Genomic DNA, 25,539 nt, shown 5'->3' with positions numbered 1-25,539 from the left:
GCCATCCGGCATCTCTTCGTTCAGACGTAGCGCCATCAGGCAATTTTTAACGCTGGCAGTAATTGAGCAGTCGTTCACGCGCTTGTTCGTCTGACGCTTGCATGACCATCCACGGGCTAAATGCCCACGGCGTAGCGAGAAGGCTTTTCCATACGCTTTTAAATTCGCTCCACTGATAGTCCATCACCTCTTCGCTGTTAACCTGTAACACACTGGTTGCCCGCGCGGCAAATACCGGACAGACTTCATTTTCCACAATACCGTTTGGATCTGTCGCCCGATAGCTGAAGTGCAGATAGACGGGGGTGAGATCGGTAATTTCCACGCCGAGTTCGAACCGACAACGGCGGATGATCGCCTCTTCGGTGGTTTCGTCTTGTTGCGGATGACCGCAAACCGAATTCGTCCACACGCCTGGCCAGGCTTTCTTGCTCAGCGACCGTCGTGTTACCAGCAACTGACCATCTTCGTTAAATAGCCAGCAGGAGAAAGCCAGATGCAAAGGCGTATTAAGCGTATGAGCCGCGTACTTTTCCAGTGTGCCGGAAGGCTTATCCTGCTCATCCAATAAAACGACATGTTCCTCAGTCATGAAAGCTCCTGAAAATTAAAATGACCCGGCAGCATGGCCAGGCCATATACTCAGACGATCAGCGTAGCGCATAACAGAAAGAAAGGCATTACCAAAACAGGCCCTGACAGAACGCAGACGAGCACCATTGTGCCGTGAGTCGATATTATGCTGGCATATCGGATATTCGCGGCATCATCATCCGCGCGGACCCTTTCCGGCGTCAATGGATTGGGCATACGGCATTTGGCTGCTATCATAAGGCGTCTGTCAATAGAGTGAGGAATGGTTTTGAGCGCAGGACGCCTGAACAAAAATAGCCTGGGTATTGCGGTGCTGTTATGCACAGGGCTGCTGCTGGCGGGGTGTTCCAGTAATTCCGGCTCAGGAACGTATTCCGGCTCCGTCTATACCGTTAAGCGCGGCGATACGTTGTATCGTATATCGCGCGCCACGGGAACCAGCGTGAAAGAACTGGCCCGACTGAATGGCATTTCTCCGCCTTATACTATTGAGGTGGGGCAGCGAATTAAAGTGCGCGACAGTGCAAAGAGTAGCAGTTCAACACGCAAAACCAGCAATAAAACAGCAACAAAAACTGCTGCGGTCAGACCGTCATCTTCGGTGCCAAAATCCTCCTGGCCGCCGGTGGGGCAGCGTTGTTGGGTATGGCCTGCTAACGGTAAAGTGATTTTACCTTATTCCACCGCGGAGGGCGGAAATAAGGGGATCGATATTGCGGGCGCGCGCGGAACGCCTGTTTATGCGGCGGGAGCGGGTAAAGTTGTCTATGTCGGGAATCAGCTGCGCGGTTACGGCAATCTCATCATGATTAAGCACAATGAAGATTACATTACGGCTTACGCTCATAATGACACCATGCTGGTTAATAATGGACAAAGCGTTAAAGCGGGGCAAAAAATCGCTACGATGGGCAGCACGGATGCCGCATCCGTAAGACTACACTTCCAGATTCGCTATCGGGCGACGGCCATCGATCCGCTGCGTTATCTGCCGCCGCAGGGGAGTAAACCGAAGTGCTGACGGCGAATTAATCGCCAGTCAGCCAGTAAGTCTCTTGCCAACCAGAGCGTAAGGTTTATAATGCCTTACGCATCTCAAAGCGGGCGTAGTTCAATGGTAGAACGAGAGCTTCCCAAGCTCTATACGAGGGTTCGATTCCCTTCGCCCGCTCCAAACTCAAGTCTCCTGAAGTCTACCCAACTCAATTTTCCCTTGATAAATCAGCAGTTATAGCATTCTATTAGTCTATTGAACTCAATAATACTCCCCCAGGGTCAAGCTCAATGTGGGGGTTTGGATGGGGGTATAATTGTCCCCCCTGCTGAGAGGTACCCCCAATGAAGCTGACTGCTCGTCAGGTTGAAACTGCGAAACCCAAAGAGAAGCCCTACAAACTGGCCGATGGTGGTGGGCTTTACCTGCTGGTTAATCCCAACGGTAAAAGATACTGGCGTCTCAAATACCGTTCGTTAGGTAAAGAGAAGCTGCTCGCTATTGGCGTTTATCCCGATGTTTCTTTAGCTGAAGCCCGAAGTAAGCGTGAGGATGCTAAAAGAACATTAGCGGCTGGCAACGATCCCTCTCTTGAACGAAAAATTGAGAAACTTAGTCGTCAACAAGACGCTGAAAACTCGTTTGAGGCTATCACACGGGAGTGGTATCAGCGTCGCTATGACCGCTGGTCTGTCTCTTACCGTGAAGAGATGCTGAGAACCTTTGAAAAGGATGTGTTTCCTTATATCGGTCACCGGCCAATCAAAGATATCAAGCCGATGGAGTTGCTTGCAGTTCTTTCCAAGATAGAAGCACGAGGGGCAACTGAGAAGGTCCGTAAGGTTCGCCAGCGCTGTGGAGAGGTCTGGAAGTATGCTGTTGTGACTGGCAGGGCCGAGTACAATCCAGCACCTGATCTAGCCAGCGCCGTGAGTCCTCATGAGAAAGAGCACTATGCTTTTTTAACCCAGGATGAATTGCCAGAGTTTCTTCGGACTATGAACACCTATGCCGGTAGTGTGCTTGTTAAGATTGCGATGCAATTGCTTATTTTAACGGGAGTAAGGCCTGGGGAGTTGAGGCAAGCGGAGTGGCAGGAATTTGATTTTGAGAAAAAGGTTTGGAATGTACCAGCGGAACGCATGAAAATGCGCCGCCCTCATCTGGTTCCATTATCAAGACAGGCAGTTGACCTGCTTAATCAGCTTAAACCCATGACGGGAGCAGGAGCGTTGTTGTTCCCTGGACGTAATGATCCTAAGAAACCGATGAGTGATATGGCATTGACTGTGTTGGTCAGGCGTATCGGCTATGCAGGACGCGTTACAGGGCACGGATTCCGCCACACGATGAGTACCATTTTGCATGAGCAGGGATTCAACTCGGCCTGGATTGAGTTACAACTGGCTCACGTCGATAAGAACTCAATTCGTGGAACGTATAACCATGCTCAATATCTGGAGGGGAGGAAGGAGATGATGCAGTGGTATGGGGATTATGTCGAAGCGTGTTTAACTAAGTTTGTATAAGTCTGAGAATAGGGAAAACGAGTTTTTGATGTCTTCCCTTTTTCTAAGGTCATTATTGTTCATGGCTGTATAAAAAAACAGTATATTAAACAGTGCATTAGATCACTAAATATGATTCTATAATTTTATTTTTTTTGATTTTCGTGATACATATCGCCTTAAATTGTTTCATTTGCATCCACTAAATCAGCTGGATAACAATTGGAATTTTTAGCTATTGTAGGAGAATGAGGTGGCTAAAAATAAAGCGGTAAATGCTGGGGTAGATGCCTTAACTGGTTTCGAGTTTCAAAGAAACTGTGCATTATATCTTTTGTTAGATAATTTTAATTCTTTCATTGACAAAAACTTCTTTATTTGTATTGAACATCATGATGATTTTCTTTTTTGCTATAAAACTGACTGTTTAGCTTATATTAACGAGATATATGCCTACCAAGCAAAAAAACTTAGCGGAAAAATATGGACTATCGATGCTAGATTTTCTGAGATGGTATCTAAAATTCTATTAGTTGGGGATAATCTTAAAAATGACTCTTTCGAAAAAAGTGAGGATTATAGGCATCAGTTAACATTTATATCAAATACAGAAATAGAGTTAAAATACTCGCCTCTGAAGAAGTTAAAAGCTGAAGGTGCTACTGAGCAGATAGTAAAGATAAATGAGCAAAACTCCACCTGTGTTTATAATAATTTACATGAAAGTATTAAAGTTAAAATCGAAAATAGAATAACAGAAGTTTGCAATGAAGAATCTTCGGTTTTTCATCGGCAAGAGCTAGATAACTTACATATTCAGTGGGTCGATTTCCCAAGAACTGCTGCGAAACAAAAAGAATCTCTTATTGGACTCATGGTTAGAAAATTCCCTCATATAGCTGATCCGAAAGCAGCTATTGATGTAATACTTACTCTATTTAGGGATGTAGAGACTGTATATAACCAAGGGCAGGAAATATGCCTACTTGATCCAACAAAAAGGGTTGAAGGCGAAGATATAAAAAAAGTTATGAATATTATTGATTCACAGCAAAAGGCATTCGACTATTGGCGTGCCGAAGCACAGCAATTCTCAATGAAATTTAGAATACCACTTAGCATACAGAAAAATCATGAAAACTATATACTTAACTCTTTTGAGCTACTCAAGGATATGAGTAATTACGATTATCAAATTATTAAAGACTTTGTTAGAAATAATGATTACACAACACAATATATTTCTCTGCAAGAAGCATTAACTGCATATATTGATAATATTAGAAAATCTCATTCTATAAACCTGGATAATATTGATACATTTTTTGCAGTTCTGTGTTCTTACGTTGAGTGCTACGATTAAGGTATACCATGAAGACAATTATAAAGTTTGATAGATTGTTTGTTGTCTCTGAAAGTCATAATTTATATTTCGACCAAAAGTTTTCAAATAAAATAAACATAATAAGTGGATGTAATACCTCGGGTAAAAGTACTTTAATACAGAGTATTTTATTTACCTTTGGAATTAATGATGTTAAAGATGGTTTGAGCGAAATTATTCGATACAAACCTACGTTCAGATTGGATTTCAGCATCACTAAAGGAGGTGTAGATAAAAAATATATAATAGTAAGAGAGCTTGGTAGTATATATTTAAAAGAGGATGGGGGGGATGTTTTTAGTTTTCATGGTATTGACTCTGATGGTCGAGTTGAACATGTGAAACTTAAGGAGATGTTATCTCAATTATTTGATTTTAACATGCTTTTAGAACAGAAGGGGGAGCTAAAAAAAGCATCGATAGAATGTATGTTCCTACCTTACTATATTTCTCAATCTGTAGGGTGGGTTTATTTAAGAGAGTCATTCTCTAACCTTGGTTTTTATAAGGACTTTAAAGATACGTATCTTGATTATTATCTTGGCATAGAAAATTCTTTTGATAAAGAATATTTTTATAAGTTAACAAAAGAGCGGGCGCAACTTCAGTCGAAGATCTCCTCATTGAGTAAATATAGCACTGAGCCTCACTTTGTTGTTTCTAAATTACTGGATGAAGAGTTCGGCGATGAGGCACAGAAGTATATTGATGGTTATATAAATTTAGTTGCATCATTAGACGAAGAACGTGATGTATATACGAGTTTGTGTAATAAATTATCCTTAACTAAAAATCATGTCAAGATACTAAGAAGAACTAAAAGAAATATCAAAAACCAAAATTATAACAATATTGATCGTTGTCCTGCATGTACGCAAATACTTCCTTATTCCCTGGAGGGGTTATATGGTTATTATCAAAACATCAATGATACTGATAAACTATCAGAGCAAATAAATAATAAAATACAAAACATACAGTCTGATATTAATGGTTCACTTGCGAAGATTAAAAAGTTAGAAATTGATATATCTTCAAACTATTCATATTTTCTTGAGAAAAAATCAAAAAATGTATCTGTTAATACATGGATCGATAATAAAGCAAATATACGTTTGTTAAGCAATATTCATGAAGAGATAGAAGAACATACAAAAAGGTCTGATGAAATTAAAGGGTTGATTGATGGGATGGGAGAGGAGCAGTCTCTTTTTGTCGAGCGGTTTAACAAAGAAAAAGATTTCAAGGGGATATTTAAAAAATACCTTAATGACATGCAGTTATTCAATGTAACAGAACCTAGATATACAGATCTTTATAAAATAAACTCGTTCCCTTTTCAAGGCGTTGAGCTTCACAAAACTGTAATGTCATATCATTTTGCATTAAATTCTTTAATAAGAGAAACAGACAATATACATCGACTTCCATTTATGCTTGATGCGATTCTAAAAGAAGATATCGATGACAGAAATTTTGATCTCATACTTTCGTTTGTTGGAAGAAATCTTCCGACAGATACTCAATCATTTATATCGATGTCTGAGTATTCTGAAGATAACCTCTTGAAAGATGGTAAAAATGTAAATGCATTCCGAAGAGCCAAGGTGAAAGATATTAAGAATCGATACTTTCCTGATGGTACGAATTTATTCTTTATTGGTGATGGGAAGCATGAGAGAGCATTTTTATCAAAACCTTTGGATTTAAACCTCGATATTTTTGTCGATACTTGTCGGCTTACTGAATGATTCCTTTAGTTAATAGCGAACGCACAAGTTTGTGCGTTCGCTATTTCTTCTATACATTTGTTTTACCGTATATGATCTTGCAAGGAATCTTTAGCCGAGTATCATAGAGCCAGGTAGGTAGGGGAACGACTATGATTTTTACAGCATTACAACTATTCAAAAATCTCTCCGATGAAACCCGCTTGGGCATCGTGCTGCTGCTCAGGGAGATGGGAGAGCTGTGCGTGTGCGATCTTTGCACGGCGCTGGAGCAGTCGCAGCCCAAGATCTCCCGTCATCTGGCAATGCTCCGGGAAAGTGGTCTATTGCTGGATCGCAAACAGGGCAAGTGGGTTCACTACCGCTTATCCCCACATATTCCTTCCTGGGCCGCTCAGGTGATTGAGCAGGCCTGGTTAAGCCAACAGGACGACGTACAGGCCATCGCCCGTAAGCTGGCATCGGCAAACTGCTCTGGTAGCGGTAAGGCTGTTTGCATCTAAAAAATTTGCCTGAACATATATGATTTTACGAATGTGAGGTATTCAGAATGAAAACGTTAACGGTGTTTGACCCGGCAATGTGCTGCAGTACCGGCGTATGTGGCTCAGATGTCGATCAGGTTCTGGTTGATTTTTCTGCTGATGTGCAGTGGCTGAAAGGACGTGGTGTACAGGTTGAACGTTACAACCTGGCGCAGCAGCCCATGAGCTTTGTTCAGAATGAGAAAGCGAAAGCATTCCTCGAAGCATCTGGCGCAGAAGGGCTTCCGCTACTGCTGTTGGACTGTGAAACGGTGATGGCAGGGCGATACCCAAAACGTGCTGAGCTGGCTCGCTGGTTCGGTATTCCGCTGGAGAAGGTCGGGTTAGCTCCCACCAGCTGCTGTGGTGGTAATACTTCCTGTTGCTGAATATGTCAGGAGGACATATGAAATTCTTACAGAATATCCCGCCTTACCTGTTTTTTACCGGTAAGGGAGGTGTAGGTAAAACTTCTATTTCCTGTGCGACGGCTATCCGCCTTGCCGAACAGGGTAAGCGGGTTTTGCTGGTCAGTACCGATCCTGCCTCGAATGTCGGCCAGGTATTCGATCAGGCTATCGGTAACACCATTCGCCCTGTGACGGCAGCTCCTGGACTTTCCGCTCTGGAGATTGACCCGCAGGAAGCCGCCCAGCAATACCGCGCCAGAATCGTTGATCCTATTAAAGGTCTGTTGCCTGATGACGTTGTTAACAGTATCAGTGAGCAGCTTTCAGGAGCCTGTACCACTGAGATTGCGGCGTTTGATGAGTTCACCGGTTTATTGACAGACGCTTCCCTGCTGACCCGTTTCGATCACATCATTTTTGATACAGCGCCGACGGGCCACACGATTCGCCTTCTCCAGCTTCCCGGAGCCTGGAGTAGCTTCATTGAAAGTAATCCAGATGGTGCTTCCTGTCTTGGCCCAATGGCCGGGCTGGAAAAGCAGCGTGAGCAGTATGCTCATGCGGTAGAGGCGTTATCCGATCCTGAACGTACCCGCCTGGTTCTGGTTGCACGACTGCAAAAATCTACGCTGCAGGAAGTCGCCCGCACCCATGAAGAACTCGCCGCAATTGGCCTGAAAAACCAGTACCTGGTTATTAATGGTGTGCTGCCTAAAGCCGAAGCTGAACATGACGCCCTGGCCGCTGCGATATGGCAACGTGAGCAGGAGGCACTGGCAAATCTTCCTGCCGGTTTATCTGAGCTACCGACAGATACCCTATTACTACAGCCAGTCAATATGGTTGGTGTTTCAGCATTGAAGGGACTGCTGGATACCCATTCTGAGGCATTACCGCTCCCGGTAACGAACATCCTGTACACGCCTGAAAACTTATCGCTCTCTGGCCTGGTCAATGATATCGCTCGCAGTGAACACGGCCTGATTATGCTGATGGGCAAAGGTGGCGTAGGGAAAACCACGATGGCTGCTGCCATCGCCGTCAGGCTGGCAGACATGGGATTTGACGTGCATCTCACGACCTCTGATCCTGCTGCGCACCTGAGTACAACGCTGAACGGCAGCCTCAAAAATCTGCAGGTCAGCCGCATCAACCCTCACGATGAAACCGAACGCTATCGCCAGCATGTTCTTGAGACGAAGGGAAGAGATCTGGACGAAGCAGGGAAACGGCTACTGGAAGAGGATTTACGCTCTCCATGTACTGAAGAAATTGCCGTGTTTCAGGCCTTCTCCCGCGTGATTCGTGAAGCGGGTAAGCGCTTTGTTGTTATGGATACCGCCCCTACCGGACACACGCTGTTGCTGCTGGATGCGACCGGGGCTTACCACCGAGAGATTGCCAAAAAAATGGGGAGTAAAGGTCATTTTACTACCCCCATGATGCAGCTTCAGGACCCGGAACGAACCAAAGTTCTGCTGGTTACGCTTCCTGAAACCACACCGGTGCTGGAAGCGGCAAACCTGCAGGCTGATCTTGAAAGAGCGGGAATTCATCCGTGGGGCTGGATTATCAATAACAGCCTTTCCATTGCGGATACGCGTTCTCCGTTGCTTTGCCAGCGCGCTCATCAGGAACAGCCTCAGATTGAGGCTGTTAAGAATCAGTACGCTAACCGTATAGCGCTTGTTCCGGTGCTGGCGTCAGAGCCCGCTGGTATTGAAAAGCTCAGAGAGTTGATGAGTTAATTTTTTTGCATATACAGGGCGGCAAAGTCGCCCTGTCAGGAGGTTTTATGTTACTGGCAGGCGCTATTTTTGTCCTGACCATTGTTTTGGTTATCTGGCAACCAAAGGGATTAGGGATCGGCTGGAGTGCAATGCTGGGCGCGGGTCTGGCTCTGATATCTGGCGTTGTGCATGTGGGCGATATTCCGGTGGTGTGGAATATCGTCTGGAATGCGACGGCGACCTTTATTGCCGTAATTATTATCAGCCTGCTGCTTGATGAGTCCGGCTTTTTCGAATGGGCAGCGCTGCATGTTTCCCGCTGGGGTAACGGTCGTGGACGTTTGCTTTTTACGTATATCGTTCTGCTCGGTGCGGCGGTGGCGGCACTGTTTGCCAACGATGGTGCGGCACTTATTCTGACGCCGATAGTCATCGCCATGCTGCTGGCATTAGGGTTCAGCAAAGGCACCACGCTGGCATTCGTCATGGCTGCCGGTTTTATTGCCGATACGGCCAGCCTGCCGCTTATCGTGTCGAACCTGGTGAATATCGTATCGGCGGACTTCTTTGGTCTGGGATTCACCGAATATGCGTCGGTAATGGTGCCGGTGGATATTGCAGCCATTGTTGCCACTCTGGTTATGCTGCATCTTTTCTTCCGCAAAGATATTCCGCCGACTTACGACCTGGCTCTCCTTAAGACACCGGCAAAGGCGATTAAAGATCTGGCAACCTTCAGAACCGGATGGATAGTGTTGATCCTTCTTCTGGTTGGCTTTTTCGTCCTTGAGCCGTTGGGTATCCCGGTCAGCGCGATTGCTGCCGTAGGAGCTGTCATTCTGTTTGCGGTGGCGAAACGAGGCCATGCCATTAACACTGGCAAAGTGCTGCGCGGTGCGCCATGGCAGATCGTCATCTTCTCATTGGGGATGTACCTGGTGGTCTACGGTCTGCGCAACGCCGGGCTAACCGAATACCTTTCCGGTGTGCTGAACGTACTGGCGGATAAAGGACTCTGGGCTGCTACGCTGGGTACTGGCTTCCTGACGGCTTTCCTGTCTTCCATCATGAACAACATGCCTACCGTGCTGGTTGGCGCTCTTTCTATCGATGGAAGCACCGCAACAGGCGTTATCAAAGAAGCGATGATCTACGCCAACGTGATTGGCTGCGATCTGGGACCGAAAATTACACCGATTGGTAGCCTGGCAACGCTGCTCTGGCTGCATGTCCTTTCACAGAAGAACATGACCATCACCTGGGGATACTATTTCCGCACCGGGATCGTCATGACTCTGCCTGTGCTGTTTGTAACGCTGGCCGCGCTGGCGCTACGTCTCTCTTTCACTTTGTAATGAGATACTGATATGAGCAACATCACCATTTATCACAACCCAGCCTGCGGCACGTCGCGTAATACGCTGGAGATGATCCGCAACAGCGGTATCGAGCCGACCGTTATTCTTTACCTTGAGACTCCACCTTCACGCGATGAGCTGGTCAAACTCATTGCGGATATGGGCATTTCCGTCCGTGCTTTGCTGCGTAAGAACGTCGAGCCGTATGAGGAACTGGGTCTTGCAGAAGATAAATTTACTGACGATCAGCTCATCGACTTTATGTTGCAACATCCGATCCTTATTAACCGTCCGATTGTGGTAACACCACTGGGAACTAAACTATGCCGTCCTTCGGAGGTGGTTCTGGATATCCTTCCAGATGCCCAGAAAGCGGCTTTCACCAAGGAAGACGGTGAGAAGGTGGTTGACGCTAGCGGAAAACGAATCGACAACAAGTAATTTCATTTAATGAAAGGGCTGATTCCCCGGCCCTTTCATATCATCTTTTTTCTTCCCTCCAGAAAGTCAAATATACGCTTCCAGAGTCCACATTTTTTATGTTACCTTTCCCGTTATGTCATTTTTGACATAACGGGAAAGGTAAATACATGTCATCAGATTCGAAACGGAATGGAAAAGGTTTTTTATCAGGCACGTTAATAGGTGCTTTAGGCGGCTTGATTGGTCTTGGTGGTGCTGAGTTCCGCCTTCCCGTCCTGATGGGTAGTTTCAAAATGCCGACGCTGGAAGCGGTTATTTTTAACAAAGCAATGAGCCTTACTGTTGTCGCTGTTGCTTTGATATTCCGCACAAAATCCATCGCCATCGACCAGCTGTTTGCTCATCTTGATATTGTCATCAATTTGCTGGCCGGGAGCCTTATCGGTGCATGGTGGGCAGCAGGAAGAGCCATAAAAATGTCCCGTATTTGGCTGGACAGAACCATTCTGCTCCTGCTTGTTATCCTGTCATTCGTCATGCTTTCAGAAGCATGGATGCCTTTGCATGATAGCTCCGCTGGATTATTCCAGCCCGGAATCGCGACCATTATTGCGGGTGTTATTGCGGGTTTCTTCATCGGGAATGTTGCTGCTCTGCTGGGTGTTGCAGGGGGAGAGCTCCTTATACCAACCATTGTTATCCTTTTTGGGGCTGATATTAAACTGGCTGGCAGTTTGTCATTAATGATCAGTTTACCGACGATGATTGTGGGTTTTTCTCGCTACACTAATGCTGATGCTTTCCAGATCCTGAGAAAAGAGAAAAAACTTTTTGTGTGGATGGTCATCGGTTCCGTTATAGGGGCCGCTGTTGGGGGCCTTATGCTCGGTATGTTCCCAGTAAGAGAACTTATGACTCTGTTGGGCGTGGTACTGCTTATTTCCGCAATCAAAACCTTTAAGCATACCCGGCAAAGATGATGGTGGTTTACGCTTTGGACTATTCCGCATCACAGAGAAAATGATTTTGAAAAAGGTATCAGAATGAAAAGTAAGCCCCTTAAATCGAACTTAATATTAGTCAGACCACGGATCTATATTAATGACAACATTTCTCTGGGGCCGGGGAAGATTGACCTTTTAAGAGCAATTGATGGTTTTCACTCTCTCTCGGCGGCAGCTAAAGATTTGGGGATACCTTATAAAAGAGCATGGCTCTTAATTGACACTTTGAATAAGGGAATTGGTCAGCCAGTTGTAATCACTTCCACTGGTGGTAACAAAGGTGGTGGGACAGTTCTGACGCCATTGGGGCGTAGCCTGCTGACCTGGTATGACCAGGCCGAGGCCCACCTCAATGAGCAATCTCAGCAACAGTTAATTGAACTTGAAAAGATACTTTTTGGAAAATGACAGAGGTCTTTATTATCCATCGGGAAAATAGAGCGACAGCAAAGCATGAAGGGGGCTAATGCCCCCTTTATTGTTACTTCGCCATATCTTCCAGCAGGTCAATACCGACAGGCTCTTCGCTCTGTAGCGCTGTTAATGCAATGCGTTCTGCATACTGCTCTTCCACATCAGATATGAGAGGGAGCTCGCGGTTCGCCCTGGTCTTCAGGAAAGGTGAAGACGGTTCAGCTGCCGCCAGGCTGTTATTAACAACCCATGCCCACGGCTCAATGCCAGCGCGACGCAAATCCTGCTGCAGGTTTGCTGCTTCCAGTACAGGTGTCGTTTCGGCAAGCGTCACGATAATCACTTTTGTCTTCTCCGGGTCCTGCAATTGCATCATTGGCGTCATCACATGGTCATGTGTTTGCCCCATCTGGCGCACCATTTCCCGGTGATAGGCTCCAGTTGCATCCAGTAGCAGAAGCGTGTGACCCGTTGGCGCGGTGTCCATAATGACAAAATGGTCGTCGGCCTCTTTGATGATCCGCGAGAATGCCTGGAAGACGGCGATCTCTTCAGTACATGGCGAGCGGAGATCTTCCTCCAGCACCGCCAGTCCTTCTGCATCTAACCCTTTGCCCTGGTTTTCCAGTACAAAACGGTGATAACGCTCTGTCTCTACCTTCGGGTCGATACGGCTAACCTGAAGATTTGGCAGCGAACCATCCAGCGTGTAAGACAGATGTGCCGCCGGGTCGGATGTAGTCAGGTGGACCTTATGACCACGCTTCGCCAGCGATACCGCGACCGATGCTGCAATGGTCGTTTTACCTACACCGCCTTTACCCATCGTCATGACCAGCCCTTTGCCTGTCTGGCTCAGTTCATCAACCAGTGAAGCAAGTTTCGGTAAATCCAGAGCATTCAGCGTGGTAGCAGGAAGAGCCGGTGCGGCGTTGCTCTGGGTAAATAGCTCCCGCAGGGCTTCCAGGCCGACCAGGTTAAATGGCTTCAGATACAGCTGTGAGCGGGGAAGATTAGCCAGATTATCAGGCATTGCCTGTAATGCTTTTTCTTCCCGAGCCAGAATACTTTGCGCCAGTGGATCATTTTCACCCGCAAACGGCGGCAGCACACCATTAATGGCAAGGTGCTGATGCTGCAAACCGATAACAGACAGCTCATCGTGCGTATGGGAAACCTCTTTCAGTGTTGAAGCCTGGGCACGGGCAACCAGCACTAAGCGCGTGAGTGCTGCATCAGACAGCGCTTTAACCGCATCAGAGTACTGGTGCTGTTGTTTCTCCAGTCCTACCAGAGGTCCGAGGTTTGCAGCGGCATCAGGGTTCGCTTCGAGATAACCGCTCCAGGCTCCCGGCAGTTCAAGCATGCGGATGGTGTGGCCGGTTGGCGCGGTATCAAATACGATATGGTCATATTTTTCCCGCAGCTCATGATTGGTGAGCAGACCAGTAAACTCATCAAACGCAGCGATTTCCGTGGTACATGAACCTGAAAGCTGCTCTTCAATGCTGCTGACTACATCGGCTGGCATCAACCCGCGAACCGGGTCGAGCACGCGGTCACGATAAGCTTGCGCTGCAGCCATCGGATCAACTTCCATCGCGGCTAGGTTTTCTACGGTGGTGATATCGGTGATTCGGTGGCCGATAGTCTGGCTAAATACCTGGCCGATATTGGAAGCCGGATCGGTACTCACCAGAAGCGTTCTCTTACCCTGATCGGCCAGCCATACCGCAGTAGCACAGGCCAGAGATGTTTTACCCACGCCTCCTTTACCGGTGAAGAAGATGAACGGGGGAATGTCTTTTAAAAATGGCATATTCATCGGTGATATTTCCTCTGGAATTAAGGCATACGTGGAATGCTGCAGCAGCGTGGTTGCGTGCTGTCTTCACTCCAGTCCTGAGTCAGCGGAATACCTGCCCAACGGGCGATATCTTCACGGGTCGGGAGTTTTCCTGCCATTACGAGTTTGCCGTCAAGCAAGGTGACAGGGAGGGATTCCATTCCTGATGTGTTCAGAAACTCTTTGATGACAGGGGTATTCAGGAACTGCTGCGGGTTTTTCGCAAGGCTGTAGCGCTGAATATCAACGCCATTCTTTTTCGCCCATTCGGCGCTGGCGTTCCATTTGACTGCTTCGTCGCTGACCACAACGCTACTGGTTGCGCAGCAACCTGCTGCTTCAAAGATCTCAATTTTTGACATGGACTGTTTACCTCAGTGTTTAGTCATTTGGCTTTATACTGAGGTAAACGAAGGTAATGGGAAAAAGATGCGCGCTTAATTCATTTTTTTGTGGCAGCAGACGGGAGACGTGTCATCCGCCTCAATCTGACAAAGTTCTGTCATCGTTTCTTTCAGGTGCTTTCTGGCCCGAAGAAGACGGGATTTAAACGCCGTAAGCGTGATTCCCAGTTCATCGGCCAGAGACTGCTGGGGACGCCGGTTAAGGTCGGACTCTTCAATCAACCACCGCTCATCTTCGGGTAAAGCCTGTAATGTTTCAGGCAGGCAAATATCCAGCGTTGAGATTGCATCAGGGGATGCGTCTGTTAATGGGGCATCTTCTTCCAGCTCAACAAACTCCCTGGTGGTGCGGTACTCATCAATCAGTAGATTCCTCGCCGCCCGATATAGCCAGGCTCGCGGATTCTCCATCTTGCAGAAACTGTCTGAATGAGCGCGGGCACGCAGGAATAGCTCCTGCAGCAGGTCTGCTGCTTTTTCGCTATCACCTGTCTTCGATGTCAGGAAGCGAGAGAGTTCGGCTTCATGTTGTCGCCAGAACACGCTCATGCAGTTGTTGAATGCCGTTACATCACTCATACCAGCCCTCAGATTTTGCTCTGATTAACCCGCCGGGAAAGTTCTTCTGCAGACTCTTTTCGTTCGCTGTAGCGATCGACGAGATAAGCTGAGCTACCTCTGGTCAGCAGAGTAAATTTCACCAGTTCTTCCATCACATCCACGATGCGATCGTAATAAGACGACGGCTTCATGCGTCCATCTTCATCAAACTCCTGCCAGGCTTTTGCCACAGATGACTGATTCGGGATGGTGATCATCCGCATCCAACGGCCAAGAATGCGCATCTGGTTTACGGCGTTGAAAGACTGGGAGCCACCGCAGACCTGCATGACGGCAAGCGTCTTCCCCTGCGACGGGCGAACGGCCCCTTCCGATAGAGGTATCCAGTCGATTTGAGCCTTCATTATGCCGGTCATTGCACCATGGCGTTCAGGTGAGCACCACACCATGCCTTCGGACCAACGAACCAGCTCACGCAGCCCCATGACTTTAGGATGCGAGTCAGGCGCATCATCTGGAAGAGGCAAGCCAGAAGGATTGAAGATCCGCACCTCTGCGCCCATGGCAGTCAGCAACCTTGCCGCTTCCTCAGTTGCCAGTCGGCTGTAGGAACGTTCGCGTACAGATCCGTACAGCATCAGGATACGAGGAGGATGGGGAACGGCAGGAATGCCGAATCTTGCCTCTGTGATTGAGGTGTCAAACAAACCTGAATCAACATTCTTAAGATCGCCTGTCATTTTACTTCTCCGTCTTCTGGGGCATGGTGAGGCAGTTGTTAGTCCCTGAGCAGCATTCTTCTGTCAGGAAGGCAATCAGAGCCTCAAGGTTTTCATATCGAGCATGACAAAAGAGCGTTCTGCCCTGACGTTCCTGGCGTATCAGAGAAACTGATATCAACGAGGAAAGATGATGGCTCAGCGTAGAGGCAGGGATGTCGAGGCGCTTCTGCAGTTCGCCAACCGGTAGCCCCTCATGCCCGGCTTTAACCAGCTCTCTGTACACGCTCAGGCGCGTAGGGTGACCCAGCTCTTTCAGGGTATCTGCTGCTTTTGAAAGCTCCATTTGCATCTCATTTCTATATTTCCAGAATAATGGAAATATAGCGTATCCTCCAATAAATACCAATAGTGAATAGCATTGCCCCTGAACATTTTGGATAAAGAGGGGGCGTCATTGAGTAAAAGTGGGTAGTAGGGAGGAGGAGTTCTGCTTTTTTGCTAGGTGTAAAAGCGGCTCGGCACAAATCGGAACTGATATCAGTGGCCGGTAAATAGCAGATATTCATCCATCATTTGCGTGAGAGATATGTTTTCCTCCTGCCGTCCAACCAGCCACAAGCCTAGATCTTCAGGTGCCTTACGTTTCAGATTATCCAGCCTGAAGTACAGTTCCAATCCCCTTCATTATCAGACTTCTGCAGTAAGTAATTAGGTAATGCCAAACGCATAGTGATTGTGAGAAAAGCGCACTTCAAACGGTTTTCTCCCATCAATAAATCATGTTAACTCGCGAGAGACTCTTCTTGGGGGCCTTCGGATGTTTCTTGCTCCTCAGCTGGCATTGTTGCAGAAGTATCAGGAGACACATCGCTACACGGTGGATTATTCTTGAGCCAAGTCTCGAATAAATGCCCAAATTTAGACCCCAGGTAGATATCTTCAATCTGGGAAATTATATAACCTATAACAGTAATAATAGCGGATGCATAAATCAATAAAAACAAGATAAACAACCCTGTCTCTTTGTTTTTCCAGAAAGCAGAGACGGTATCCCATCCTGCATAAATAAACATAGCAACTGCAGATATCCCGAACAAGATAGATATCACGTAGAATCTGCGGACAACTTTAGTGTTAACGCTGAACCCTTTCTCAGGATAGTGACCGATAATAGTGTTTTTCAGAAAACCTCGCAGACGTACATCCAGTGAGCTAATATTTTCAGCCGCCATACAGGAAACCAACTGGTGACAATGCCACACAGGCAAATACATTCCCAGTTGTTCATATAAAAGTTTCATCTGAACAAGAACATGCGGCGTTGTTGTTTTTTCTTTTAATGCATCAATTTTTGAAAAAATCTCTACTTTCTTATCCGCAGGAATTTTATCAAACTGGTATTTTCGTTTAGGTCGTGGGTTACCAACGACTTTTCCTGTCCAGTCAATAACTTTCTTTATCAAATACAGAACTACAGGGATGAGCAACCCTGTAACAATATCAATCCCAGAAATCGATGACATTCTTATACTCCTTAAACACGTAATATCAACACTCACGCCAACCAGGACAGCATAGCGAGTTATACCGTTTCAGTACAGATGAATTGTTTTAGATATCACTTGTTGATACAAATAAAGCTATATCGTTAAAATTGTATCCACTTTATTTTGTACTCAAAAGGCAGACCTGTCTTCTCATCGTGATGTTCCGGGAGTAATTAGAATAAATCTATGGGCCTGTATGAGATTTAATGCTATTCATTTGTTGTTCTAAAACAAGGGGTGTTTATCGTGATAATAAAATTTATTTGTTTGAGTTTAGGATTGTTATTCCTTGCTTATTGATTTAGCACCATTGCGATGTATGTATATCAGCGATATTACAGGGGATTAAAGCGAGCGGTTTACTGAATCTTGAAAGTTAATCTCAATCAATGACTGGATTAGCTCTAGTGTTTCTGAAGATCAAAGAATTCTTGATAAAGATAATGTCCATATAGTCAGAGTGTGAAGCAATGGGTAGTGATTGTTCTAAAAATACGAAAAGATATGATGATACCAATGAGTTAAGAATCATTGGCATCAAGGGGGATGCGTTGACAGTGTTATAGGGGGAGCGATGTACAAGCGAATAAGAAAGACACATACGGGGATTGTGGTTATTGAGACAGCTTTAGGAAAAGTTCGAAAAACTGTGAAGTTGTATCGAACCGATAAGGTGTGGGTGGTATCAGTTCGAGAATCATATAGCTCGGAGAGTGGATACAGGGTTATAGGGAACCCACGGACAGGTGTTCTTTTGCTGAACAGTATTAAACCCCTGTCTGTAAATGAGGAGAATACATAGTTCAGGAGCCCCGGTTTCCCTGTCCTTGATTTTCCAAATAACAGCTATTTCGTTTTGAGCGCCTCTTGTTCACGAGTAGCTGCGGCAATCAATGAAAAAATAGCATCTTGCCGGGGACGGATAATAGTTACCGGAATATGCCCTCGAAGTCTTTTACGTAATACTGGTTTCTGGCTGATAAAGTAATGCTGAAAGCCATCCATCACGTGATAATGGAGATCTTCAGTCCGTCCTACAGTGACAACAACAGGTTGAGTGAATCCATCCTGTACCAATGATAACTCCAGTATTTTTTGCTCGACCAGACTAATGGCCTCCGGATTATAGTCGTTTGCTGTGACACACTCAGTCGGTACCCACTGTACGCAACCGATGGGTTCATCGCGAAACGGTCCATGATAATGTATAAATCGTTGCAGGCTATTGAGTGCGGCTATTTTCTCTACATCATTCATACCGGATAGCCAGCGAGAAAGTGAATGTACGATATCTTCGGGTAACATAATTTTATTTTCATTCCAGAATTTGCAGACAGCCTCCAGTCGTAATCGTTGCTATTATGACTGTCACTGCTAATAGCATTAATACTTCAATTAAGCTGGTGACATCGTGGCTTATCGAATGGGATGAGGTAGTAGTCACTCTGCGTTAATGTTTTCAATGATCACCAGCAATGAGTTAACGCAACGGAGGATCTTTGCTCTGCCGGTACCCTTCGTTTATTTGATAGTCGCTTTGGCTGTTTGAGCGTAACCTCTTCATGAGGTTGCTTCGTTTGTGATAATTTTTGTGCAGTAATTTTCGGTTCCGGTTGTCAGTTGTTCCCTGGCTTCAGCCCGTAGATGCTCCGTTTCAGCTGGTGACATAAATGCTGTTCGCTGTAGAAAAAGGCAAAACCGGGTACCGTACAAAAGGTTACGTAAACGTGCATCCATCCCCAGCTGGATTAGAAGCCGGTGTTTCTCATTCCATATTTTGCTTTTTGGGGCATCTAATTCAGCAATTAGCTCTTCGCGGGTCTGATAGCCAGACCAGATTGCCTGAAGCATTCGCATCCGGAATGGTGTGATCTTTCTGTCGAGCATCTCCCGGTATAACAGCAATGACATATAGTCCATCAAAGGTTCTTCCAGGTGAAATATCTGTGGTACCTCTGATAATCCTTCCGGGAGCGTCGGAGATTTCAGAAAATCTGCCAGACGGCTTTTTTCAGGGCAGTGATCGGGAGGGACAGTAAGCAGCTCACAGAGTTGCTGACTGGTGACCATCATGGATAATTCGTCATGCATCATACAGGGAAGATCCCCCCACACCCTGAGCATGAGTTTGTCATTGAAGAAGATCTCGTCGCTGATTATCAGTGCCGGATGGTCAAATAATTCCTGTCTGAGTGCGTAGAAAAGGAAAACATGCTCCCGTGGTCTGAGGCATAAAATCAATAACGCCCTTGGATCCCGAGTGAGTTGTTTTAAAAGTGAAGGCAGAGTGGTAATCACTTTGCACTGACTGTCGGGCAGAATCGACGTTACCAGACTCTGCACGGCACTGACCACAGGCCAGCAGTCACCGTAAAGGATAATGTTTCCGCTTGCTGGAAATGTCATTTTAGGTTCAGTCATTATCCATGCCCTCCTTCACGGGGTGTGGATTTCCCTTTCTCAGATTGTTCCAGAGAAGCGTGGCCTGTGAGGTGTCTGCATTACCTATACGGCTGCGGGTCAGGTGTTTTTTTTCTCCCGGGCTTCGCTTTTTACGAGACTCAGGAGGCATTACACGGGTGACCTGTATTTCATAGCGGTACACATTGTTAACCAGTAACACCTCCCGACTTTCAACGATTACCCGTCGGGTTTTATTGCGCACATAAGCCATCAGGTAGCTGGCGCGCTGGACAGGAATGCGGAATGCTTCCGAAATCTGGCAGCGGTTCACCCAGTTCCGTTGCTGCATGCACCACCATGCCACCAGGATATACAGGGGTTCGCCATGGTACTGGCGGACGCTTTCCGGGATAAAACAGGCATCATTGTGGCCCTGTGCCGGATAGTACGCGTTATCTTCGGGGGGATACATTTTCTCTGAACTCATAATCACTGCTCCTTGTAACGGATAACAGAATTCCCGGAGGTACTGAAAAATACATCCCTGTGTCCGCTGTATTCCGTTTACTGTTTTATTTCTCTTCTTGTTCTGCTGTTAAATCCTGATGCAGAGGTCGCCGGGGAAAGTGTGAAAATGCCGCATAGCTGACCAGTCACTGATAAGTGATGTTCACGACCACATTGGCCGAAAAAGAACCTGTTTTCAGCTCAGTACCGGGGATTGCATCCAGGTTCGCTGTGTATGTCCGGGATATATCGCCTCCGCTTTGTGTGAGATTGCCAAACGTTGACGGACTATCGAAGGTGAGCGGGTTTCCGGCATTATCTTTCAGGGAAAGTGCCAGACCATTGGGTTCCCCCTGACCGTTAGCCAGAGCAACAGCCTGACTGGCACTGGTCAGGGTCTGTCCGGGAGCACTGAACGTCGTGCTCAGTAAAATATCGTAATTATCACTGAACTGGCCGGTACACCCTATGTTTTGCCCGGCAGTTATGGTTATTGGTATCTGACGGGGAAGGTGCTGTGATGACGGATAGTCGGTATAGATATGACCAAGAGATACCCAGGTGGGACTGATGCTCACCCGGCCAAAGCAGTCGGGAATCGACTGCAGACGGAACCCTGAAGTGTTGATATTTAACCCGTAATTCTGATCCGGAAGGCCACCCATTATGATTTTAAAGGCGGTGTGAGGGGACAGGGATACGCTGACAACATTGGGAGGCGAACTGACCACTTCAATCTGAAGTTGAATACGAACAGTCTTCACACCTGAGTTTTTGCCAGCAGGAATAACATCACCAAATGGAAACGGGGTGTAATTAATTAACTGGCCAGAGTACCAGATACCATCATTAACCAGCATCCGTAGCGCCAGACCTGCATTCCTGAGTTGATCTCTGAGTATGTTAAAGTCCGGCAGGCTTACCAGATTGGCCCGGTATGTTGTGGCACCATAGTCACCGGCCTGGCACTGGTACTGTATGGTATAGGCGGGACTGGTATAGATGATATCCCCCACGTTCGGGTGACTGCCTGAACGGAGGGTAATGTTGTTCACATGAAACGTGGTGTCCTGACCCAAACTGGCAGAATAGCATCCGGGGGGGATGGCATAACACGCCATACTCGTCAGGATGGTTAATGTACAAAGGAGTGCCTGTAACCCTCTTTTCAGCATTGTCATTCCACTCCTGTTTTCACCGCGCACAGAATTTACTGTCGCAGGTATACGCATTCATCTTCAGACCGCCGTAGTCATCGACATAACCGACCCATAATTTCGTTGTTGCGGCTGGCAGCACGGCTTTTACCGGCAGGTCGGTAAACGGAGGAACCATCACTCCCTCTCTGAAACCGGTCAGACGATGCTGGCGGTCTGTTCCCAGCCAGGCAATGGTGATGTGGTAAGGCGTGGGATTCTTCAGCGACAGCTGTTCCCCCTCGCGCTCCACCACCAGTTTTTTCTCCGACATATCATTACTGCTTTTGGCAACAGATACCGGGCGATAAAACAGTTTCAGTCTGCTCTGCAGGGCGAGCTGCAGGACATTCTCTGTGTCCGGTTTGGGGGGAATTTCCCTGACGTTAAACCAGAACAGGGTTTCCCGGTCTTTCGGCAGGTGGTCAAGACCGCTGCCCTGTACCTGCATAATGCGGACCTGTGATTTCTGCCCTCCGTCAATGCGTTGCAGCGGAGGGAGGACCATCAGCATGTTACTCCTCTTGCCCTGAGCGTCCTCCACCCATGACTGGGCCAGAAAGGGCATCGTCCTGTTCTCGTTCGTCAGGGTGACCGAGACCGTTTTCTCATTGCTGTTCATGATGACGCGGGTGCGGTCAGGGTTGATGGCTGACTGAGCACACTGGCTCCACGCTACCGCCAGGGCGAAAACGAAGGCCCCGTTAATACTGCTCTGTTTCACTGTCTGTTCTCCGTCAGAAATTCTCTTGTTTTCCGGTCGTTATAGCCGGGGTTACCGGCAGGGCAGCAGAAGCGGCCCCTGGTTCAGCGACAGTTTTTCCGGCAGTGTCAGCCGACACTGCACCTGACCATTCCAGGTGACAGCCAGTGCCTGACGGTCACCCTCACTGATGCCTGCGAGGTAAGCCAGCCCGTCATCACCCACCATACCCAGCGTCCGGCCGCTTTGCTCAGACACCACCTGTGCACCGAACGGAGGCGCTTTACCGTCAGACAGTCTCAGACTCCCCATAACCTGAGCCCCCTGGCTGGCACTGATTCGGCGGTAACCAATGGCCCCTTCCGTCAGTACCTGGCTGATAACGGAGTCACTGACCTCCACATCTCCGGGCAGGCGGGTGACATCCACGGCAATATCACTACGCTGATAACTGCTGCCGCCGCTGACGACGGCAATACCGAAACGGTTGGTCACGCCGCTGTCTCCGGAGACCGGCACCCCGGCCACCCCGCCAGTGTCAACCATCATGCGGGGTTCGTTTCCTGAGAGGGACTGGCTGAAAGCCGCTCCGTGCGCCGTGGCGGTGGCAGAGCCGTACCAGCTCAGCCCCAGGCTGCGGTATTGTCCGGGTTGCACGGTGGCGTCGGCACTGACCTGCCCCCAGGGCTGACGGCTCTGGATACTGCCGCTGAAATTGCTGGTGTTACGGGTACTGTCATCCCGTCGGGCTCCGGCACTGATATTCCAGGTGGTGTCGGGATTGTGGTAATCGCTGTAACTGATGTTTTGCTGCATGCTTCCCCGGTTATCCCGCTGTGCGTTATAGCTGACCTGGCGACCATCGCCCCATGGAACGGTCACGGAGGCATAAATCTGATTCTGTGTGCCTCCCCCGGCGTACTGGTTACGGGCCAGTGACAGAGAGGCGGAAATTCCCCGAATGTCGCCGATACTGAGCGTTTTGTTCAGGCTGAGCATGTAGTTATTGTTTGAATCCGCATTCCAGTAAGCAAGGCGGCTGACGGACAGGGCTGCGCTCATGGCCGGCCCTGAGAAATACTGGTTGTACGTCAGGGTATAACTCTGTTTTTCGTGCCAGACGTCTCCCCCGTCAATGGCCCTTCGTTGCAGGTACTCAGGAAGAGAGAGGTAGCTGCGGTCTGAAAAGCGGTAGCCGACGAATGCCAGAGTGCTGCCGGTTTTATCAAACGTTTTGGCATAGTTAATCCGGTAGCTGTATCCGGACTGATTTTGTCCGTGCGACAGGTGGGCATCGGACCGTGTGATATCGGCAGAGACAGCCCCCAGAGCCCCCATATTCTGCCCTGCACCAAACGCGAGTGACTGATAGTCGCCGGTAGAGGCAATTATCCCACCGTACAGCGAGGTATTATTCAGGGCTCCCCAGGTGGCTTCACCCAGCAGAAAATTAGGACTGACCATCCTGTTACTGTGTGACCCGCCATACAGCGGACGTCCTGCTGCAACTTTGTAGCGCACCTGCCCCTGTCGGGCCATGAACGGAACGCTGGCGGTATTTACCTGCCAGGTTCGGGTGGTCCCGTCGCTCTCACGGAGGGTGACGTCCAGGTTACCGCTGATATTCTGGCTCAGGTCTGGCAGGACAAACGGGCCGGGGGACACCCGGGTCTGGTACAGGATACGACCGTTCTGGCTGACAGTGACATCGGCATTACTGTTTGCAATACCGCTGACCTGCGGGGCATACCCCTGCAGTGAGGGAGGCAGCATTCGCTCATCGCTGGCCAGCGTGATACCGGTAAACCGGAAGGCATCGAAAATGGCGGAACTGAGCCAGATCTGCCCCAGTGTCAGTTTTGACCGCAATGTGGGCAGGGGACGAAACAGATACGTCTGCGGCAGATAAAAGTCGGATTGTGATAATCCTTTACCGCTGTCGTAGCGGTTGTACTGGTAATCAGTGCGCAGACGCCAGTCACCCAGATTCAGACCGCCGGTACCGTACAGACTGTAACTGGTGGATGAATTCCCCTGTTGCGGCATATAGCGACTGGCCATCAGGTTATAGTCCAGCAACGCGCCGCTGACCCCCTGACTCCAGCGGGAGGGGGGCACCCAGTTCGGGTCCTGATATTGCATCCAGGCCTGAGGTATCACAAAGGTCAGGCGCTGCTGTGACGCGCTGTAACGCACCTGACTGTCCTGTGATCGTAGTTCCAGACAGTGTCCATTGTCAGCGCCCGGAACGGGCTTAAGCTTGCGAACGATATCATCTTTCAGACCGAGCATTTCAACCAGGGAGAATGTCACGCAGATAGCTGAACCATCGTTTTTGTCCGCCCCGGCATTGTTATTTACCGGGACCACACTGACGGGATATTGCTGACGAACAGACTGACTGTTCAGCCAGATGTCCAGTAAATAATTACCCGGCGCGATATATCCATCCCTGCTGAAAGCAGAGAGATCAGCATGCTGCCGGTCCTCAGTGTTCAGCATGTTGACATTAAACTCCGTGGCGGGAACAACGCGGGCGGATAACGTCAGGGGTATCATCAGGGCAAGCCGGGTCAGTTTCATACATCCAGGTTCTGCATGTTTTGGGATAATAGGGTCAGAGAGGCTTTTTAAAAGGCAAAACCTCCCCGGCTCCCCGTCCGGGAAGGTTTGTGCGACCACTGCTTTTATTTTTCTTAAATCAGAGGTATGTCAGGGTGTAATTCACAGTGGCATCTACAGAGCCTGGAGAGACGGTATCCATGGCCAGGAGACGGGCAAAGAAGCGCAGTTCGTTATTACCGGTTTGCAATTGTTGAGCGTCGGCCTGAGTCGGTATGCTGTTAGCTTCAATGACAGTACTGTTATCATTTTTGAGTAACTGAACGGCTACATGTGAGGCACTACCCGTGCTGACGTAACCTTTCTTATCTGAGGTTGCTGTACCACTGAAACTGACGTTGGCTTTGGACATCAGTCCTACAGGGTTTGCGTCGGTGGCTGCGGTGTCCGGGTCAAAGGCACATCCGGTCAGGTGAATGACTACTGGCTGGGATGTTGTTGTTGCACCCGTAGTGGCCAGTTCACGGTAAGACACCTGACCAAAAGGTACCTCAATGGCATCATCCCCGGGAGCAACAGCGCAGGGGGAGTTAGTAATGGTACCGGAAAAGTGAATGGTGCCGTTCCCGAAAGGCCCGGTTGCTGGTGGAGCTGCAAAAGCAGTGGTGCCGCACAGCATGGTGGCTGCAGTTATTACGGCCAGTGAGGTTTTTCTGAACATATCAATTCCTTGGTTACAAACTGGAGGAGCTTAAATAGCTAGGTGTTAATTCATGAACCGATAATATTCAGACTGGCTTTCTTTCATCATGCTGGATGAATAATCCGCTTCAGGCAAGAAAGACGTAAATATTAATTAAAGGCATAGCCGTAGTTCATGTGTGGTTATTTATAAGAAAAATCTCAATTGGTTAAAATTGAGTAATATCGATCGTATCGATCGAGTTTATCGATCGTAAATTCAGAATAGTTATCATGTTGACAATTGTGGATGGCAAAGCGGGAGGTCGGAATC

25 protein-coding genes and 1 tRNA gene are annotated in these 25,539 nt (G+C 47.9%); 12 read left to right on the top strand and 14 right to left on the bottom strand.

The window, feature by feature from the left end:
- Positions 1-46: 46 nt before the first annotated feature.
- The gene (gene idi, locus HV477_RS13335) at positions 47-592 is read right to left on the bottom strand and encodes an isopentenyl-diphosphate Delta-isomerase (RefSeq protein WP_079898920.1); all 546 of its coding nucleotides are present in this window, start codon (positions 590-592) and stop codon (positions 47-49) included.
- A 264-nt stretch (positions 593-856) separates the two neighbouring features.
- On the opposite strand from idi, the gene actS reads away from it, so the two are divergent.
- The 12 genes from actS to HV477_RS13275 all read left to right on the top strand — a co-directional run bounded on the left by actS (position 857) and on the right by HV477_RS13275 (position 12,067).
- Entirely contained in the window at positions 857-1,615 is a 759-nt protein-coding gene (gene actS, locus HV477_RS13330) for an amidase activator ActS (RefSeq protein ID WP_077917318.1), read from the top strand.
- Positions 1,616-1,694: 79 nt separating this feature from the next.
- Positions 1,695-1,768 (top strand) — tRNA-Gly (locus HV477_RS13325).
- Positions 1,769-1,932: 164 nt separating this feature from the next.
- Entirely contained in the window at positions 1,933-3,117 is a 1,185-nt protein-coding gene (locus tag HV477_RS13320) for an integrase arm-type DNA-binding domain-containing protein (protein WP_175065075.1), read from the top strand.
- A gap of 232 nt (positions 3,118-3,349) precedes the next feature.
- Positions 3,350-4,459, top strand: coding sequence for a dsDNA nuclease domain-containing protein (locus HV477_RS13315; protein ID WP_175065074.1), 1,110 nt, complete (start codon positions 3,350-3,352; stop codon positions 4,457-4,459).
- A gap of 8 nt (positions 4,460-4,467) precedes the next feature.
- On the top strand, positions 4,468-6,231 hold the full coding sequence (locus HV477_RS13310) for a hypothetical protein (RefSeq protein ID WP_175065073.1): 1,764 nt from the start codon (positions 4,468-4,470) through the stop codon (positions 6,229-6,231).
- A gap of 131 nt (positions 6,232-6,362) precedes the next feature.
- Complete coding sequence (gene arsR / locus HV477_RS13305) at positions 6,363-6,713, top strand: As(III)-sensing metalloregulatory transcriptional repressor ArsR (protein WP_047620677.1); 351 nt, start codon at positions 6,363-6,365, stop codon at positions 6,711-6,713.
- Between the two features lie 47 nt (positions 6,714-6,760).
- Positions 6,761-7,123 carry an arsenite efflux transporter metallochaperone ArsD gene (arsD, locus tag HV477_RS13300; protein WP_175065072.1) on the top strand — a complete coding sequence of 121 codons (363 nt, stop codon included), beginning with the start codon at positions 6,761-6,763 and terminating at the stop codon, positions 7,121-7,123.
- A gap of 17 nt (positions 7,124-7,140) precedes the next feature.
- Entirely contained in the window at positions 7,141-8,892 is a 1,752-nt protein-coding gene (gene arsA / locus HV477_RS13295; RefSeq protein WP_175065071.1) for an arsenite efflux transporter ATPase subunit ArsA, read from the top strand.
- A gap of 47 nt (positions 8,893-8,939) precedes the next feature.
- Positions 8,940-10,229 (top strand): arsenite efflux transporter membrane subunit ArsB, encoded by a 1,290-nt coding sequence (arsB, locus tag HV477_RS13290; RefSeq protein WP_020839045.1) that lies wholly within the window; start codon positions 8,940-8,942, stop codon positions 10,227-10,229.
- A gap of 12 nt (positions 10,230-10,241) precedes the next feature.
- Positions 10,242-10,673 (top strand): glutaredoxin-dependent arsenate reductase, encoded by a 432-nt coding sequence (gene arsC, locus HV477_RS13285; RefSeq protein WP_020839046.1) that lies wholly within the window; start codon positions 10,242-10,244, stop codon positions 10,671-10,673.
- Positions 10,674-10,822: 149 nt separating this feature from the next.
- Positions 10,823-11,635: a sulfite exporter TauE/SafE family protein gene (locus HV477_RS13280; RefSeq protein ID WP_175065070.1), complete on the top strand. Its 813-nt coding sequence runs from the start codon at positions 10,823-10,825 to the stop codon at positions 11,633-11,635.
- Positions 11,636-11,698: 63 nt separating this feature from the next.
- Positions 11,699-12,067, top strand: coding sequence for a winged helix-turn-helix domain-containing protein (locus HV477_RS13275; protein ID WP_020839048.1), 369 nt, complete (start codon positions 11,699-11,701; stop codon positions 12,065-12,067).
- A 73-nt stretch (positions 12,068-12,140) separates the two neighbouring features.
- Here the strand turns inward: HV477_RS13275 and arsA (HV477_RS13270) are convergent, their stop codons facing one another.
- From arsA (HV477_RS13270) to HV477_RS13210, 13 genes are all read right to left on the bottom strand, one after another.
- A complete protein-coding gene (arsA, locus tag HV477_RS13270; RefSeq protein WP_302675409.1) occupies positions 12,141-13,898 on the bottom strand; it encodes an arsenical pump-driving ATPase in 1,758 nt (585 codons plus the stop codon).
- 20 nt (positions 13,899-13,918) lie between these two features.
- Complete coding sequence (locus HV477_RS13265) at positions 13,919-14,281, bottom strand: arsenic metallochaperone ArsD family protein (protein ID WP_020839050.1); 363 nt, start codon at positions 14,279-14,281, stop codon at positions 13,919-13,921.
- A 75-nt stretch (positions 14,282-14,356) separates the two neighbouring features.
- The gene (locus tag HV477_RS13260) at positions 14,357-14,902 is read right to left on the bottom strand and encodes a sigma-70 family RNA polymerase sigma factor (RefSeq protein ID WP_020839051.1); all 546 of its coding nucleotides are present in this window, start codon (positions 14,900-14,902) and stop codon (positions 14,357-14,359) included.
- An 8-nt stretch (positions 14,903-14,910) separates the two neighbouring features.
- The gene (arsH, locus tag HV477_RS13255) at positions 14,911-15,624 is read right to left on the bottom strand and encodes an arsenical resistance protein ArsH (protein ID WP_175065069.1); all 714 of its coding nucleotides are present in this window, start codon (positions 15,622-15,624) and stop codon (positions 14,911-14,913) included.
- 1 nt (position 15,625) lies between these two features.
- Positions 15,626-15,949, bottom strand: coding sequence for a helix-turn-helix transcriptional regulator (locus HV477_RS13250; protein ID WP_024143519.1), 324 nt, complete (start codon positions 15,947-15,949; stop codon positions 15,626-15,628).
- 439 nt (positions 15,950-16,388) lie between these two features.
- A complete protein-coding gene (locus HV477_RS13245; RefSeq protein ID WP_175065068.1) occupies positions 16,389-17,129 on the bottom strand; it encodes a hypothetical protein in 741 nt (246 codons plus the stop codon).
- Between the two features lie 870 nt (positions 17,130-17,999).
- On the bottom strand, positions 18,000-18,458 hold the full coding sequence (locus HV477_RS13240) for an immunoglobulin-binding protein (protein WP_024143521.1): 459 nt from the start codon (positions 18,456-18,458) through the stop codon (positions 18,000-18,002).
- A 255-nt stretch (positions 18,459-18,713) separates the two neighbouring features.
- A complete protein-coding gene (locus HV477_RS13235; protein WP_175065067.1) occupies positions 18,714-19,574 on the bottom strand; it encodes a hypothetical protein in 861 nt (286 codons plus the stop codon).
- Positions 19,567-20,043 carry a CaiF/GrlA family transcriptional regulator gene (locus HV477_RS13230; RefSeq protein WP_020839057.1) on the bottom strand — a complete coding sequence of 159 codons (477 nt, stop codon included), beginning with the start codon at positions 20,041-20,043 and terminating at the stop codon, positions 19,567-19,569. The genes HV477_RS13235 and HV477_RS13230 overlap by 8 nt, the downstream gene beginning before the upstream one ends.
- Before the next feature lie 166 nt (positions 20,044-20,209).
- Complete coding sequence (locus HV477_RS13225) at positions 20,210-21,244, bottom strand: fimbrial protein (RefSeq protein ID WP_175065066.1); 1,035 nt, start codon at positions 21,242-21,244, stop codon at positions 20,210-20,212.
- Between the two features lie 13 nt (positions 21,245-21,257).
- Entirely contained in the window at positions 21,258-21,983 is a 726-nt protein-coding gene (locus HV477_RS13220; protein ID WP_175065065.1) for a fimbria/pilus periplasmic chaperone, read from the bottom strand.
- A 51-nt stretch (positions 21,984-22,034) separates the two neighbouring features.
- Complete coding sequence (stdB, locus tag HV477_RS13215) at positions 22,035-24,545, bottom strand: fimbrial outer membrane usher protein StdB (RefSeq protein ID WP_175065064.1); 2,511 nt, start codon at positions 24,543-24,545, stop codon at positions 22,035-22,037.
- A gap of 118 nt (positions 24,546-24,663) precedes the next feature.
- A complete protein-coding gene (locus tag HV477_RS13210; RefSeq protein WP_175065063.1) occupies positions 24,664-25,245 on the bottom strand; it encodes a fimbrial protein in 582 nt (193 codons plus the stop codon).
- Between the last annotated feature and the right edge of the window lie 294 nt (positions 25,246-25,539).

Origin of the sequence: Salmonella sp. SG203, assembly GCF_013350575.1 — a bacterium.
In the GTDB taxonomy this organism is placed as follows: domain Bacteria; phylum Pseudomonadota; class Gammaproteobacteria; order Enterobacterales; family Enterobacteriaceae; genus Salmonella; species Salmonella enterica.
Note: the sequence above shows the minus strand (reverse complement) of the source record. Positions and strands in the feature narration are given on the sequence as shown.